The sequence below is a fragment of the Micromonospora sp. NPDC048063 genome, from assembly GCF_043202855.1.
Classification (GTDB): domain Bacteria; phylum Actinomycetota; class Actinomycetes; order Mycobacteriales; family Micromonosporaceae; genus Micromonospora.
On record NZ_JBIDBG010000005.1, the window covers coordinates 201,643 to 215,699 of the forward strand.

General features: G+C 72.2%; 15 protein-coding genes. 10 read left to right on the forward strand and 5 right to left on the reverse strand.

Features of this window, described 5'->3' with window-relative positions; genetic code table 11:
- Positions 1-41: 41 nt before the first annotated feature.
- From ACGFZ2_RS15930 to ACGFZ2_RS15950, 5 genes are all read right to left on the reverse strand, one after another.
- Positions 42-2,093, reverse strand: coding sequence for a sialate O-acetylesterase (locus ACGFZ2_RS15930; protein WP_393454070.1), 2,052 nt, complete (start codon positions 2,091-2,093; stop codon positions 42-44).
- Between the two features lie 350 nt (positions 2,094-2,443).
- Positions 2,444-3,631, reverse strand: coding sequence for a DNA polymerase IV (gene dinB, locus ACGFZ2_RS15935; RefSeq protein ID WP_393454073.1), 1,188 nt, complete (start codon positions 3,629-3,631; stop codon positions 2,444-2,446).
- Between the two features lie 258 nt (positions 3,632-3,889).
- Positions 3,890-4,213 (reverse strand): hypothetical protein, encoded by a 324-nt coding sequence (locus tag ACGFZ2_RS15940; protein WP_393454075.1) that lies wholly within the window; start codon positions 4,211-4,213, stop codon positions 3,890-3,892.
- Positions 4,214-4,281: 68 nt separating this feature from the next.
- On the reverse strand, positions 4,282-4,806 hold the full coding sequence (locus tag ACGFZ2_RS15945; RefSeq protein WP_393264165.1) for a GNAT family N-acetyltransferase: 525 nt from the start codon (positions 4,804-4,806) through the stop codon (positions 4,282-4,284).
- A 57-nt stretch (positions 4,807-4,863) separates the two neighbouring features.
- Positions 4,864-5,262: a DUF2809 domain-containing protein gene (locus ACGFZ2_RS15950; protein ID WP_393454078.1), complete on the reverse strand. Its 399-nt coding sequence runs from the start codon at positions 5,260-5,262 to the stop codon at positions 4,864-4,866.
- Between the two features lie 323 nt (positions 5,263-5,585).
- On the opposite strand from ACGFZ2_RS15950, the gene ACGFZ2_RS15955 reads away from it, so the two are divergent.
- From ACGFZ2_RS15955 to ACGFZ2_RS16000, 10 genes are read left to right on the forward strand one after another with little or no spacing between them, the layout of a single operon-like run.
- On the forward strand, positions 5,586-6,584 hold the full coding sequence (locus tag ACGFZ2_RS15955; protein WP_393454081.1) for an ABC transporter substrate-binding protein: 999 nt from the start codon (positions 5,586-5,588) through the stop codon (positions 6,582-6,584).
- 59 nt (positions 6,585-6,643) lie between these two features.
- Positions 6,644-7,411, forward strand: a complete 768-nt coding sequence (locus ACGFZ2_RS15960) for an ABC transporter ATP-binding protein (protein WP_393454084.1) — start codon at positions 6,644-6,646, stop codon at positions 7,409-7,411.
- Entirely contained in the window at positions 7,408-8,208 is an 801-nt protein-coding gene (locus ACGFZ2_RS15965; RefSeq protein WP_393454087.1) for an ABC transporter permease, read from the forward strand. The genes ACGFZ2_RS15960 and ACGFZ2_RS15965 overlap by 4 nt, the downstream gene beginning before the upstream one ends.
- Entirely contained in the window at positions 8,205-9,284 is a 1,080-nt protein-coding gene (locus ACGFZ2_RS15970; protein WP_393454090.1) for an Ldh family oxidoreductase, read from the forward strand. The genes ACGFZ2_RS15965 and ACGFZ2_RS15970 overlap by 4 nt, the downstream gene beginning before the upstream one ends.
- 28 nt (positions 9,285-9,312) lie before the next feature.
- Positions 9,313-10,047, forward strand: a complete 735-nt coding sequence (locus ACGFZ2_RS15975) for an SDR family NAD(P)-dependent oxidoreductase (protein ID WP_393454093.1) — start codon at positions 9,313-9,315, stop codon at positions 10,045-10,047.
- The gene (locus tag ACGFZ2_RS15980) at positions 10,044-11,684 is read left to right on the forward strand and encodes an FAD-dependent monooxygenase (protein ID WP_393454096.1); all 1,641 of its coding nucleotides are present in this window, start codon (positions 10,044-10,046) and stop codon (positions 11,682-11,684) included. The genes ACGFZ2_RS15975 and ACGFZ2_RS15980 overlap by 4 nt, the downstream gene beginning before the upstream one ends.
- Entirely contained in the window at positions 11,677-12,048 is a 372-nt protein-coding gene (locus tag ACGFZ2_RS15985; RefSeq protein WP_350712639.1) for a cupin, read from the forward strand. Before ACGFZ2_RS15980 ends, ACGFZ2_RS15985 begins: the two co-directional genes overlap by 8 nt.
- Complete coding sequence (locus tag ACGFZ2_RS15990; RefSeq protein WP_393454099.1) at positions 12,045-12,578, forward strand: cupin domain-containing protein; 534 nt, start codon at positions 12,045-12,047, stop codon at positions 12,576-12,578. Before ACGFZ2_RS15985 ends, ACGFZ2_RS15990 begins: the two co-directional genes overlap by 4 nt.
- Positions 12,579-12,599: 21 nt before the next feature.
- Positions 12,600-13,016 carry a RidA family protein gene (locus ACGFZ2_RS15995; protein WP_357454537.1) on the forward strand — a complete coding sequence of 139 codons (417 nt, stop codon included), beginning with the start codon at positions 12,600-12,602 and terminating at the stop codon, positions 13,014-13,016.
- A complete protein-coding gene (locus ACGFZ2_RS16000) occupies positions 13,016-13,897 on the forward strand; it encodes a fumarylacetoacetate hydrolase family protein (protein ID WP_393454102.1) in 882 nt (293 codons plus the stop codon). Before ACGFZ2_RS15995 ends, ACGFZ2_RS16000 begins: the two co-directional genes overlap by 1 nt.
- Positions 13,898-14,057 lie beyond the last annotated feature (160 nt).

Below are 14,057 nucleotides of genomic sequence, written 5' to 3' on the forward strand. Positions count from 1 at the left end.
CCTCGGGTGGCCCGCGCCGTTCCCGTCCTGCCGGCCGCCGGTCAGGCGATCGGCAGGTTGTGGAAGGTGAGCAGCCCGCTGCCCGTCGCGTTGACGATCCACGGGCCGGCGCGCAGGTGGCTCAGGTAACTCACCCCGGTCGCCCCGTCGGCCGGCGCGGAGAGCGTCAGTACCAGTCGACCGCCCGCCCGGTATTCGACGTCGGTGACCGCCGCCGTGCTGCCGTTGATCCGGAAGTCGGCCGCGACACCAGGATCGACGACCAGCGGGTCGTCGTTGCGCAACTGCACCGTCACCTCGGTGCGCTCGACGTTGGAGAAGGTCGCGCTGCGCGGGTTGGGTGGTGCCACCCCGGCGCTGGGGCCGTGATAAAGGTCGCGGGCCACCACGGCGAACGTGTGGTCACCCATCTCCCGGTAGCCCTGTTCCCAGGCGTAGTGGCACCCGTCGTGACCGGACAGGCCGTTCGTGGACAGCAGGGTGACGCCGAGCGTGTCACCCATCTGCCGCTGCGCCTCCCGCAGCGCTCCGGTGGTGCTGTTGCCGCAGGGGGAGGTGCGGACCTGGTAGACGAAGTACCGGGCGCCGTCGCCGGCGCGGGTGCCGATCTCGCTACGCCAGTCGGCGAGGAGCGCGGTGAACCCGGAGACGTGGACGGCGGCGTTGTCGTTGTCGGACTCGCCCTGATACCAGAGGAGACCGCGCACGTCGGCCTGGACTCCGGCGGCGACCAGTCGTTGCCGCAGCCGCCCGTAGTTGGTGCTGATGGCGTCGGGGTCGGCGTCGTCGCGCTGGAAGAACGAGATGGGCCGGCCGCCGTGGCCGCCGTTGACGAGGGCGACCGGGACGCCGTAGGTGTCGACGATCCGGCGGGCCATGCGAATGCCCCACTGGCCGACGGAACCGGGCTGGTTGGTGACCTCGCTGGCGGCGTAGTTCCAGCTGCGTTCCGCCGCGGACAGCACCGGGTCCGCGGTGGGCGAGCCGTAGCTGCGGATGAACGGCGACTCCTCGCCGGCGGACGAACCCCGGTACACGGCGGAGACGGCGTTGGACTGGCCCTGGATGACGTAGGCGTCCCCAGCCAGGACGCCCTCCCACAGGCCGGCCCGGCGGGTGACGCCGGCGCCGAGCGCGCGTAGCTCGAACCGGTACTCGCGTAGCGCGGCGTCGATGCGGGGGCTGAAGGAGAAGTCGCGCCGGTCGGTGACCGCTGCGGTGTAGGTCCACTCGTCCTCGCCGCTCGTCACCGTCAGCTGTACCGCCTTGACCCGCGGATCGGTGACCGTCCCGGACACGGGCACCGTTGCCGCGTTCGAGGCGTCCCGTGGGTACAACTGGCGGTCCTGCGGGTGCTGGTCGAGGGCGAGCACGGACGGCCGGGCGTACACGGTGAGCCGGCGCTGCGTGAAGGTGCCCGCGTTCCCCGCGAAGGTCCAGTCCGGGTGCCCGCTGGGTGCGGGGCCGATGCCGAGCGAGAGCGGCGCCCCGGAGGAGGTGAAGGTGTTGACCGCGAGCACCGTGCGGGGCGCCACGGACGACGGGCGGGTGGCACCGACCTGGTGCACCTGGAACGACCCGTACCCGCCGGACGGGTTGACGGTGTCGTCGGCATCGTAGACGCTCGGCGAGGCACCGGCGATCTGGCGGGACCCTCCGCTGCTGTAGGTGTGGGGCCACATCTCCACGTGACCGGCCAGGTCGGTGCCGGTGGTGACGCCCGGGACGTTCGACGCGACCTCCAGGTCGCTGACCCGCTGTCGGATGATCTCCCCGGTGCGGGTCGGCAGGCCGAGCCGGCCGGCGTCGGTGGTGAACGGCGCCATCGCCGTCCACACCCACTGCGGGCCCGCCGGAGTGGCCAGCTCCAGGCAGTATCCGACCCGGTCGAAGCCGGCGGCCACCTCGGCGGTGTGGTCGAAGGCGTACGGCGGCGTCTGGTTCAACCAGCTGGCCCGTTCGGGCAGGTCCAGCGCGAGGACGGGAGTGAAGTCGGCCATGCCGTCGACGTTGGCGGCGCACGAGGTGCCGTCGATCGGCCTGGAGCTGACAGGGTCGGGTGCGGCGCCGGCGGCAGGCGGCTGCCCGAACACCACTGCGACGGTGGACAGGAGGAGGCCTACTGCGGCGATGGCGGCACGGCGCGTGTCGCGTGTCCGCCGGGAACGGGGTGGACGGGGCATGACTCGGACCTCCAGCAGGTCGGGTAGGTCGGGTCCGCCGGATCGGCGTGGGTCATGCCTAGCTATCAATATTCACCGACCGCAATGCGTATGCGATGAGCGGTGGGATCGCCGCGGCGGGAGCGCATGTCACGGCGATGAACGGGCGACCGGTTGCCGGGTGCCGCTGCCTCGCCTCGGCCAGATGCGAGACGACGACGGCGGTCACCGGCGGCATCGGGGGCCACCGTCACGGCCGCTGCTTGCTCCGCCGCCTTCGATCAGTCCGGCAGCAGCGGCATCTCCAGGCCCGGCTCGCGGCCCAGCAGCACCGCCCGGGTGAGCGCCGCCGACCCGAACCGGTCGCGCACCGCGTCCACCGCCGCGTCCAGGTCCGCCCCCGGGTCGCGGTCGAACGGCAGCGGCGGCTGCACGGGGGAGTCGTCCAGGTTGCCCACCGACACGCCGATCAGCGTCACGCCGCGCCGCTCGATCTCCGGCAGCGCCCCCCGCAGCAGCGCCCGCGCGGCGCCGAGCAGCGGCGTCGTGTCGGCGGTCGCCTTGGCCACCGTGTGCGAGCGGGTCGCGCGGGTGTAGTCGCCGAACCGCAGCCGCAGCGTCACCGTCCGCCCCGCCCGCGCCGCCGCCCGCATCCGTCGGGTCACCCGGTCGACCAGGCCGGCGAGAATCGCCTCCAACTCGGCGGGGGAGTGCGGGACGGGACCCAGGGCGTGCTGCGCGCCCATCGACCCACGTCGGCGGCCGACCTGCACCGGCCGGGGGTCGCGGTTGTGTGCCAGGGCGTGCAGGTGCCGGCCGGCCCCCGCGCCGAGCAGCGAGACCAGCGTCGCCTCACCGAGACGGGCGACCTGCCCGACGGTACGGATGCCCCGCTCGCGCAGCTTCCCCGCGGTCACCGGCCCGACACCCCACAGCCGTGCCACCGGCAGCGGGTGCAGGAAGGCCAGTTCCTCGTCCGGCGGCACGACCAGCAGACCGTCGGGCTTCGCGACGCCGCTGGCCACCTTGGCGAGGAACTTCGTCCGGGCCACGCCCACGGTGATCGGCAGGCCGACCCCCGCGCGCACCTCCCGGCGCAGCCGGGCGGCGATGTCGGCGGGCGGCCCGACCAGCCGCCGCAGGCCGCCGACGTCGAGGAACGCCTCGTCGATGGAGATGCCCTCGACGACCGGGGTGGTCTGCCGGAAGATCTCGAACACGGCGCGGCTGGCCGCCGTGTAGGCCGCCATCCTCGGCGGCACGACGACGGCCTCCGGGCAGAGCCGGCGGGCCTGCCGGCCGCCCATCGCGCTGCGTACGCCCCGGGCCTTCGCCTCGTAGCTGCACGCCAGGACCACGCCGCCGCCCACGATCACCGGCCGGCCCCGCAGGCGCGGGTCGTCGCGCTGCTCGACCGACGCGTAGAACGCGTCCAGGTCGGCGTGCAGGATGCGGGCCTCGCGCGACACGAACACATGTTCGCACGGGACGGGTCGACATCGGCGCTGACCTGCCCGGACAGCGCCGGGCGGCCACCGCCGCGACGGGGATGCCGAGCGGCACGCGCCCGCCGCCGTGCGCCTTGCGACTCCTCACTCTGCAAGCGTTGGAGCTTGCCTCCCGGGGCGACGCCGACCGGGCTGTCCGGTCGTGTGCCCGCCGATCCCACTACCGGCGAAGACCACGGCAGCCGACAGGGCGAGTGACGTGGAGGGTGTGCGGAGCTGTCAGGCGACGCGCGGGGCAGCGACGATCGGGAGCAGGCCGCGGGGGGCGGGCCGGTCGATCTCGCCGGTCTGCTCCACGGCCGAGGCGGCACGGGGGCGGGCCGGTGCGGCGCCCTGCGTGGGCCCGTCCGGGGCGGGGGCGGTGATGTCGGTGAGCAGCGACAGCAGCCTCGGCAGGTCGGCGGCGGCCAGCCGGAAGGACCCCCGGCACACCGTGCCCGACCACAGGGACAGCACCACGGCGCCCCGCTCGGGATGCCAGCTCACCCGCATCGTCCGGTCGCTGCCGCGCAGGTCGGTGAACAGGTCACCGAAGCTCGGCATCGGTAACACCTCTCCCATCCGCCAATCATGCCCGACGATCGACAGGCGGCCAAGGCCGTCGGGCTCGCCTACAGGTCGTCGAAGGGGCGGGCGTAGGTGAACTCGCCCCGGATCGACGGCCGCCAGGCGCTCATCGGACGCGCCATGAAGTACCGCGGCCCCCACGGCTGCGGCGGGGTGACGCCGAGGTCGACGGCCGGGCCGAACCCGAAGCGGGGGTAGTAGTCGGGGTGGCCGAGGAGCACCACCAGCGGCTCGTCGAGCGCGTCGGCCGCGCCGAGCACCGCGTGCATCAGCGCGGAGCCGACCCCCCGCCGCTGCCAGGCCGGCAGCACGCCGAGCGGCCCCAGCCCCAGCGCGACCGGCTCGCCGGCCACCCGGCCCCGGGTGCACACCACGTGCCCCACGACCTGCCCGTCGTCGGCGGTCGCGACGAGGGAGAAGGCGGGCAGCCACCCGGCGTCCGCCCGCAGCGCGTCCACCAGCCCGGCCTCCACCGGTACGGCGTCCGGCTTGTCGGGATCGGCGAAGGCGGCGAGGTGCACCGCCCGGACGGCGTCGATGTCGGCGGGGGTCTCGCGTCTGATCAGCACCGCGCCACGATAGGCGGGGCGGGCCTCCCAGCGCTCCCGATTATCGGCGCCGACCGTTCAGTCCGCGCGCCGCCGGCGGGTGCGGCGCACGAACTGCGCCAGCGCCACCAGCGGCAGCACCCCGACGGGGTACCAGGCGAGGTCGACCGGGTCGAACTGGACGCCGAGCACGAGCCGGGCCACGAGGCTGCGCGCCGACAGCGCCGCCGGGATGCCGGTCAGCTGCGACACCTCGACCGCCCAGCAGAAGGCGACCGCCAGCGCGCCCGCCGACAGCGGCGCCGTGCGCGGCCGGAGGAACAGCACCCCGGCCCAGACCATGGACCCGTACAGGGCGGTGCCGGAGTGCTGTTCGAGGCCGCCGCCAGCCGTCGCGCGGATGACGAGGGCGACCGCGAGGAACACGGCCGCCGCCGCGAGCATCAGGATCCGGCACCGCCGAGGAGTGATCGACACTCCGGCGATGCTAGGCCGTGTTTCGCCGGAGACATCGTGGCCACCCAGAGCGGTGACGAGGCGGTTCGACCTGACCCTCCACAGAACGAACCGCCGGGCGGAGTCGAGCCGAGCGGCGACGTGCTCGCTGTCGGCGCGTAACGCGATCCTGCGGTGTCGACTGTGGTCGCCACTGGTGGCGGGGCGTACTGCCAGGTCAGTGGGCCTGGCGGGGGTGCGGTCGCCGGGCCGGGACCGCCGGAGCGGGGCGGTGTTGCCAAAACGAGGTCTTGACGGGCCGGGAAGTTTGACATTTGATAAATCCCGCCGATGCAGGAGGTCTCATGTCAGCTCGCACCCGTCTCGTCGCGGCCGTCGCCGCAGCGGCTCTCACACTCACCGTCGCCGGCTGTGGTGATTCGGAGAAGACCGGTTCCCCCGATGCCGCCTCCGTCACCTACCTGACCTCCTTCGGGACGTTCGGTCGGGACGCGTACGCATACGTCGCACTGGAGAAGGGCTACTTCAAGGAGGCCGGCCTCAACGTCACCATCAAGCCCGGCACCGGCACCGTCGATGTCATGAAGCTGATCGGGTCGGGGCAGGCCGACTACGGCCCCGGCGACCTCTCCGGGGTCATCACCACACTGGCGAACGAGAAGATGCCGGTGCGCGTGGTGGCCGCCATCCACCAGCGGTCGATGGCCGGCATCGCCTCGCTGGACAAGGCGATCGACTCGCCGGAGAAGCTGCCCGGCGCCAGCATCGCGGACAGCTCCGGCTCCACCAACATGATCATTTTCCCGGCGTACGCCAAGGCGGCCGGCATCGACCCGAAGTCGGTGAAGTTCGTCCCGTCCTCGCCGCAGTCGCTCCCGCAGTTGCTCGCCGCCGGTTCGGTGGACGCGATCGGCCAGTTCGCCGCCGGCAAGCCGCTGCTGGAGAAGGCGGCCGGTGGCAAGACCGTCACCATGCTGCCGTACGCGGACAAGCTTCCCGACCTGTACGGCAACGGCCTGCTGGTCTCCGCCGCGAAGCTGGAAAGCAACCGCGCAGAGGTCGAGAAGTTCACGGCAGCGCTGGTCAAGGGCCTGCTCTACGCGGTGGAGCACCCCGAGGAAGCCGCCCAGCTGCTCAAGAAGCACGACCGGACGGCCGACGAGAAGGTCGCCGCCGCCGAACTCACCGAGATGCGGCCGTACGTCCTGGGCGACGGCGGGCCGGCCGGAAAGCTGGACCGGGCGCGGGTGGAGGCGATGATCAAGCTCCTCGCCGGCACCGGCACCCTCAAGTCGACGCCGAACGCCGAAGACATCGGCGTCTACGACATCGCAAAGCCATAACTTCCTCTTCGACGGCGGTGCGCGCGGCTGGTTGCGGCGCGCACCGCGAGGGGCGAACCATGATCGGAATTCGTAACGTTTCGCAGATCTACCGCACCCGGGCCGGCGACGTGGAGGCCCTGCGTGACGTGTCGCTGGAGGTCGCCGACGGCGAGTTCGTGGCGATCGTCGGGCGGTCCGGGTGCGGTAAGTCCAGCCTGCTGCGGCTGGTGGCGGGCCTCCAGGCGGCCACCTCGGGCGAGATAACCGTCGCCGGCACCCCGATCCGGGGGCCACGACGGGACATCGGCTTCATGTTCCAGCGCCCGGCTCTGCTGCCGTGGCGGTCGGTCATCGACAACGTGCTGCTGCCGACCGAGGTGTTCAAGCAGAACCGACGGGACGCCCGGGCACGCGCGCACGAACTGCTCGACCTGGTCGGGCTGAACGGCTTCGAGAAGCGCCTGCCGCACGAACTCTCCGGCGGGATGCAGCAGCGGGTCTCGCTGTGCCGGGCCCTCATCCAGCAGCCGCGCGTGCTGCTGATGGACGAGCCGTTCTCCGCGCTCGACGCGCTCACCCGCGCCGACCTCACGGTCGAACTCCAGCGCCTCCAGATGAAGCACGCCTCGACGGTGCTCTTCGTGACGCACTCGGTCGACGAGGCCGTGCTGCTCGCCGACCGGGTCGTCGTACTCAGCCCGCGACCGGGCCGGCTGCGGCAGATCGTGGGGATCGACATCGCCCGCCCGCGTTCGCTGGGACGCGACGGCCACTCGGCCGAACTCGGCGTGCTGCGCGCCCAACTGCACGACCTGCTCATGACCCCCGAGGAGGTGGCACGGTGACGGTCACTGAATCCCGCCGTACCGGCCGCGACAAGCCACGCGCCGCGGGCCACTGGGCCCAGCAACTCCCGCCGGTGCTCGGCGTCGTGGGCGCCACCGCCCTGTGGTGGGCGACCACGGTCGTCTTCGACGTGGAGAGCTTCATCCTGCCGTCCCCTGGGCAGGTGGCGCAGACCATGGTCGAGGAGTCCGGCTACCTGTGGGACAACACCCTGGTCACCCTCTGGGAGACGCTGCTGGGCTTCCTGATGGCCATCGCTATCGGGGTGCCGCTGGCGCTGATCGTCACCGCCTCGCGGATGCTGGAACGGACCGTCTACCCGCTGCTGCTGATGCTCAACGCCGTACCGAAGGTGGCCGTCGCGCCGCTGCTGGTGGTGTGGATGGGCTTCGGCCAGTTCCCCAAGGTCTTCCTGGTCTTCCTGGTCTGCTTCTTCCCGATCGTCATCTCCACCGCCGCCGGGCTCAGCTCCACCCCGGCCGACCTGGTGGAGCTGGGTCGGTCGTTGAAGACCAACTGGTGGCAGACGTTCCGCATGATCCGGATGCCGGCCGCCATCCCGCAGCTCTTCGTCGGTCTCAAGCTCGCCATCACCCTCGCCGTCATCGGCGCGGTGATCGCCGAGTTCGTCGGGGCCACCGAGGGGCTGGGCTACGCGATCGTCGCCTCCGGCGCCAGCGCCGACACCGCGTTGGCCTTCGCCGCGATGATCCTGCTCGGGGTGCTGAGCGTCGTGCTGTTCTACCTGCTCGCCGCAGTCGAGCGGTTCTTCGTGCCGTGGGCGGACCGGTCATGAGCGCGCCGGACTTCCCGCCGACCGTCCCGGTCCGGTGGCTCACCGACGCCGTCGCCTCGGTCTTCGGCGCACTGGGCTTCTCCGAGCAGGCGGCCGGCCTGGTCGCCGGCTCCCTGGTGGACGCCGACATGCGGGGAATCCCCTCGCACGGGGTGATGCTGCTGCCGATGTACGTGGACCGGATCAGGGCCGGCTCGGTCAGCCGGGCCGAGCGGGCCGAGGTGGTCCGCGACAAGGGCGCCATCGCGGTGCTCGACGCCGGCCACGCGCTCGGGCAGCTCACCGGTGACCAGGCGATGCGGCTGGCGGTGGCGAAGGCGCGGACGTACGGCGTCGGCGTGGTCACCGTTCGCCGGGCGTTCCACTTCGGCGGGGCGTTCCGCTACGTGGACCTCGCCGCGAACAACGGCTGCGTCGGCATCGCGGCGGCCAATACCCGCCCGCTGATGCCCGCCCCCGGTGGCGCCTCGGCGGTGGTCGGCAACAACCCGCTCGCGGTGGGCGTACCCCGTGCGGGCGGCAAGCCGGTGATCCTCGACGTGGCGCTCTCCGAGGCCGCGCTCGGCAAGATCCGGCTGGCCGCCGGTGAGGGCCGCGAGATCCCCGCGAGCTGGGCGACCGACGCGCAGGGACGGCCCACCACCGATCCGGCCGCCGCGCTCAGGGGACTGCTGTTGCCGTCCGGCGCCCACAAGGGATACGGTCTCGCGTTCATGATCGACGTACTGACCGGGGTGCTGTCCGGCGGGGCGTACGGCCGGGGCGTGCAGGGCCTCTACGCCGACGTGTCGGTGCCCAACGACTGCGCGCACTTCTTCCTCGCCCTGGACGCCGAGGCGTTCGCCGAGGACGCGGAGGAGCTCGCCCGCCGGGTCGACGACCTGGCCGACCAGGTGCTCGGCTCCGCGCTGGCGCCCGGCACGGAGCGGGTCCACCTGCCCGGTGACATCGAAGCCGGCCGGTACGACCGGGCGTCGCGCGACGGTGTCGCGCTCCAGCCGTCGGTCTTCGCCGGACTGGTGGAGGTCGCCGCCGGGCTGGGCGTGCCGCTCCCGTCGCCGCCCAGCGCCGGCTGACCCCGGTCGAGAAGGAGGAAAGGACGTCATGCGGGCCAGTTTCGACGCCACCGGCGAGGTGCTCGTGGTCACCGGGGGCGCCAACGGCATCGGCGCCGCCCTCGCCCACGCGTACGCGGACGCGGGGGGTACGGCCGTGGTGTTCGACGTGACATCGGGTCAGCCGCACCCCAGCGGGCGGGTGCACGAGCACCGGGTGGACGTGTCCGACCGCGACGCGGTGCACGCCGCGGTCGCCCGGGTGCTCGCCGAGCACGGGCGGATCGACGCCCTGGTGGCCGGAGCGGCGGTGCAGCCGCGGTGCGACGTGGTCGACATGGACCCCGAGCAGTGGCGCCGCACGCTGGCGGTGAACCTCGACGGGGTGGTCTGGTGCGCGCAGGCGGTCCTGCCGGACATGATCGCCCGCCGCTCGGGCGCGATCCTGGTCTTCGCGTCGGGCCTGGCCACCGCCGGCCGGGCGCAGGCGTCGGCCTACGCGGCGAGCAAGGGGGCGTTGATCGCCTTCGCCAAGTCGCTCGCCGCCGAGGTCGCCGAGCACCGGATCCGGGTGAACACCGTCTTCCCCGGAGTGGTGGACACCCCGCAGTTCCAGCAGGCCAACCCGAGCGGCGGCGAACGGGAGCACTGGGCGAGGGCCACCGGCATCGGCACGCCGGCCGACGTGGTCGGTCCGCTGATGTTCCTGCTCTCGCCGGCCGCGACCATGACCGGATCCACCCTGACCCGTGACCGGGCGTACCCGAGGAGCGAAGCACAATGAGCAGCACGACCGAGCAGTTGCCGGTGGGCATCGTGGGCGCCGGGCCGGTCGGCCTGGTCACCGCGCTGGGCCTGGCCCACTACGGCGTGCCGGTGGTCATCTTCGAGGAGGACGAGCGGCTGTCGCTGGACACCAAGGCCGGCACCGTCCTCACCCGCACCCTGGAGGTGCTGCACCGGTACGGCGCCCTGAACGACGTGCTGGCCGGGTCGCTGCGCATCGACGAGATCGGCGAGCTGGACCGGGCCACGAACACCCAGACCCTCAGCGTCCGGACCGGCGAACTGACCGAGGACACCCGCTTCCCGTTCGTCATCAACATCCCGCAGCACGAGCTGGAGCCGATCCTGCGGCAGCGGCTCGACGCCACCGCCCCCGGCGCGCTGCACATGGGACACCGGCTGCTCGACTTCGTCCAGCACCCGGACCGGGTGGACCTGCGGCTGCGTACCGCCGAGGGGGAGCGGACGGTTCCGGTGCGGTACCTGCTGGGCTGCGACGGCGGTCGGTCCGCCGTCCGGGACCAGATCGGCGCGCGGGTCGAGGGCGAGACGTACCAGGAGCGTTACATGCTGGTCGACCTGAAGGTCGACCTGGACGTGGAGAACCCGCGCGACTACCCGTACCTGGCCTACTTCGGTGATCCCCAGGAGTGGATGATCCTGGTCCGCCAGCCGCACTGCTGGCGTTTCCTCTACCCGCTGCCGGCCGGGCAGGCCGAGCCGGACCGGGAGGAACTGGCCGACAAGGCACGCCGGTTCATCGGGGACACCAAGACCCTGGAGATCGTCGGCACCAACATCTACAACGTGCACCAGCGGGTGGCCGACCGGTGGCAGGACGGGCGGGTCTTCCTGCTCGGCGACGCCGCGCACCTGATCACCCCGATGTGGGCGCTGGGCCTGAACACCGGGGTCCTGGACGCCTCGAACCTGCCCTGGCGGATGGCCTGGGTGCTGCGCGGCTGGGCCGAGCCGAGCCTGCTCGACGGTTACCAGGTCGAGCAGGAACCGGTCGCCACCAAGGGCTCCGCGGCGATGGCCGCGGCGGCGCGGGCCTACATGGCCCGGCGCGCGGACGACCCGGGGGTGATGACCGCCGGCAACTGGGGCAACGCGTTCACCCGCGCCATGCTCGGCGTACGCCTCGACGTGGGCGGCACGGGCGACTGGTCGATGGTCGCCGCCGGCGACGAACCGCTGCCGGTGCTGGCCGGGGCGCGCAGCCCCGACCTGCCGCTGTTCGGTCAGTCCGGCACGGTGCACCTGCACGACCTGGCTGCCGACGCCTTCGTGGCGCTCTACTTCACCGACCCGCGCCGGGTCCCGGCACTGCCGCCACAGGAGTCGCCCGCCCTGCGGCACTACGTGGTGAGCCGGTGGGACGCGCCGCACGACTCCGGGCTGCGGGACCGGGCGCTGTTCGACCCGGGAGACCGGGTGCGGCGCCGCTTCGGGGTCGACAACGACACACTGGTGCTGGTTCGCCCGGACGGGCACGTGGCGGCGATCGTCCCGTTCGACCCCGTCTCCGGCATCGACACGGCCGCCCAGCTCTACGCCCGGGTCACCGGCTGCCCGCCGCCCGTGACCCGGTCCGACAACACCCTCGTCTGCGAAAGGGATGACAATGAGTAACTACGGTCACGCGACCGCCCCGGACGGAACCCAGGTCGAGCTCGGTGCCGTCGGCCAGCAGGTGGTCTTCGAGAACGACCAGGTGCGGGTCTGGGAGATCAGTCTGGCGCCCGGCGAGCAGCAGCCCTGGCACCACCACCTCAACCCGTACCTGGTGATCGCGCTGGAAGCCGCCGACAACCGGATCGACGCGCTCGCCGGTGGCGACCCCCGCCTGGTGCACGAGGACATCGGCGGGGTGGTCTACCGCGAGCCGGGGGAGATCCACATGCTCACCAACAACGGCACCACCCGGTACCGCAGCCGGCTCGTCGAGCTGAAGTGCCTGGGGGAGAACCTCGTGTCCGGTCAGGGCGAGCGATGAGCGACCTGCCGCTCGTGCCGACCCCGCCGGTGCCGGCCGGCGTCGACCCGCAGGAGTGGGCCAACAACCTCTCCGAGCCGTCGAACTACGGCGGCGAGGCCGCCGACCGGTCGCGGGAGGACCTGGTGCCCGGCCCGGGCGGCCTGGTGCTGGCCCGCTTCCGCGAGATCCTGCTCCAGACCGACGAGCTGGACTGGGCGGACAAGACGCTGGCCGGCCTCTCCCACAAGGCGCTGTGGCGCAACGAGGAGACCGAGGCGTCCATCTCGCTGATCCGGTTCCGCAAGGGCGCCGGCATCCCGCTGCGCCACTCACACGCGTCCAACCAGTTCATGTTCTGCCTCAGCGGCCGGTACACCTACGTGCCCACCGGGCTCACCCTCACCCCGGGCTCGTTCTACTGGAACCCGAAGGGCAGCCTGCACGGGCCCACGCTCGCCGAAGAAGAGAGCGTCCTGCTGGAGATCTACGACGGGCCGCACTACCCGACCCAGCCCGAGTGGTACACCGACCCGGCGGACGCCCGCTAGCTCCACCTCGAAGAAGAGAAGATGACCATGCCCAAGCAGCAGATTGTTTCCCCCGAGCTGGCCGCCCCGAACGGTCACTTCGCCCAGGCCACCCAGATCAGGGCGCGGGGCCGGATGGTGTTCGTGTCCGGCATGACCGCCCGCAACCGCGAGGGCGGGGTCACCGGCGTCGGCGACATCGCCGCCCAGACGCACCAGGTCTGCCAGAACCTGCGCGCCGCGATGACGGCTGCCGGCGGGTCGCTGGAGGACATCGTGCGGGTGGATGTCTACGTCCGCAACATGGAGGACTTCCACGCCATCCACGAGGTGCGCCGGCAGTACTTCACCGGTGAGCCGCCGGCCTCGACGATGGTGGAGGTCTCCAAGTTCGTGAACAAGGACTACCTGATCGAGATCAACGCGATCGGCGTGATCGACGACGAGCAGGACGCCTGATGAAGCTCGCCAGCGTTCTCACCGAGGCCGGCCGGCGGATCGGGGTGGTGGACGGCGACACCGTCGCCGTGCTCCCCGCCGAGCTGGGCGACCTCGACGAGGCGATTCGTGGTGGCGCGGACGCGTTGGCGGCCGTCCGCACCGCCGCGCGGCAGGTCGCGGCGGTGCCGTTGGCCGAGGTCCGGCTCGACGCGCCGCTGCGCCGGTTCAACCGGGACATCCTCTGCACCGGTTGGAACTACTGGGACCACTTCGAGGAGTCGCGTGGCAAGCGGGAAGGGCAGGACCCCGCGGAACGGCCCAAGCACCCGACCTTCTTCACCAAGGGCCCGGACACGGTCGTCGGCCCGTACGACGACATCGCCTACGACCCGCAACTCTCCGCCAAGTGGGACTACGAGGCGGAGGTGGCGCTGGTCATCGGCGCGGACTGCCGTTCGGTGAGCGAGGCGGACGCGCTGTCGTACGTGGCGGCGTTCTGCGTGGCCAACGACGTGTCGCAGCGCGACCTGCAACGCGCGCACGGCGGCCAGTGGCTCAAGGGCAAGAGCATCGACGCCACCATGCCGCTCGGGCCGTGGCTGACCACCGTGGACGAGGTGCCGGACCCGGCGAACCTGCGCATCCAGTGCGAGGTGAACGGCGTGCTGCTCCAGGACGCGTCGACCGGGCAGATGGCCTTCCCATTCGCCCGCATCATCGCGGAACTGAGTTGGGGGATGACCCTGCGGGCCGGCGACGTGGTGCTCACCGGTACGCCGAGCGGCATCGGGAACGCCCGTGACCCACAGGTGTTCCTGAACGACGGGGACCTGGTGGTGACCCGGGTGGAAGCGCTCGGTGAGCTGCGCAACCAGGTGCGACTGACGAAGCTGCACTGACCCCGCGACGGGTGCGGGGCGGCGCAGCGCGGCGCCGACCCGCACCATTCCACAGCGACGAAATTGGTACCATTTCCAGGGCCCTGATGCGTTTGTGGGATCACCCGAGCACCCATGAACATGGATCATGTCCTGCGAGAACGGGACGAGCACGGCATCC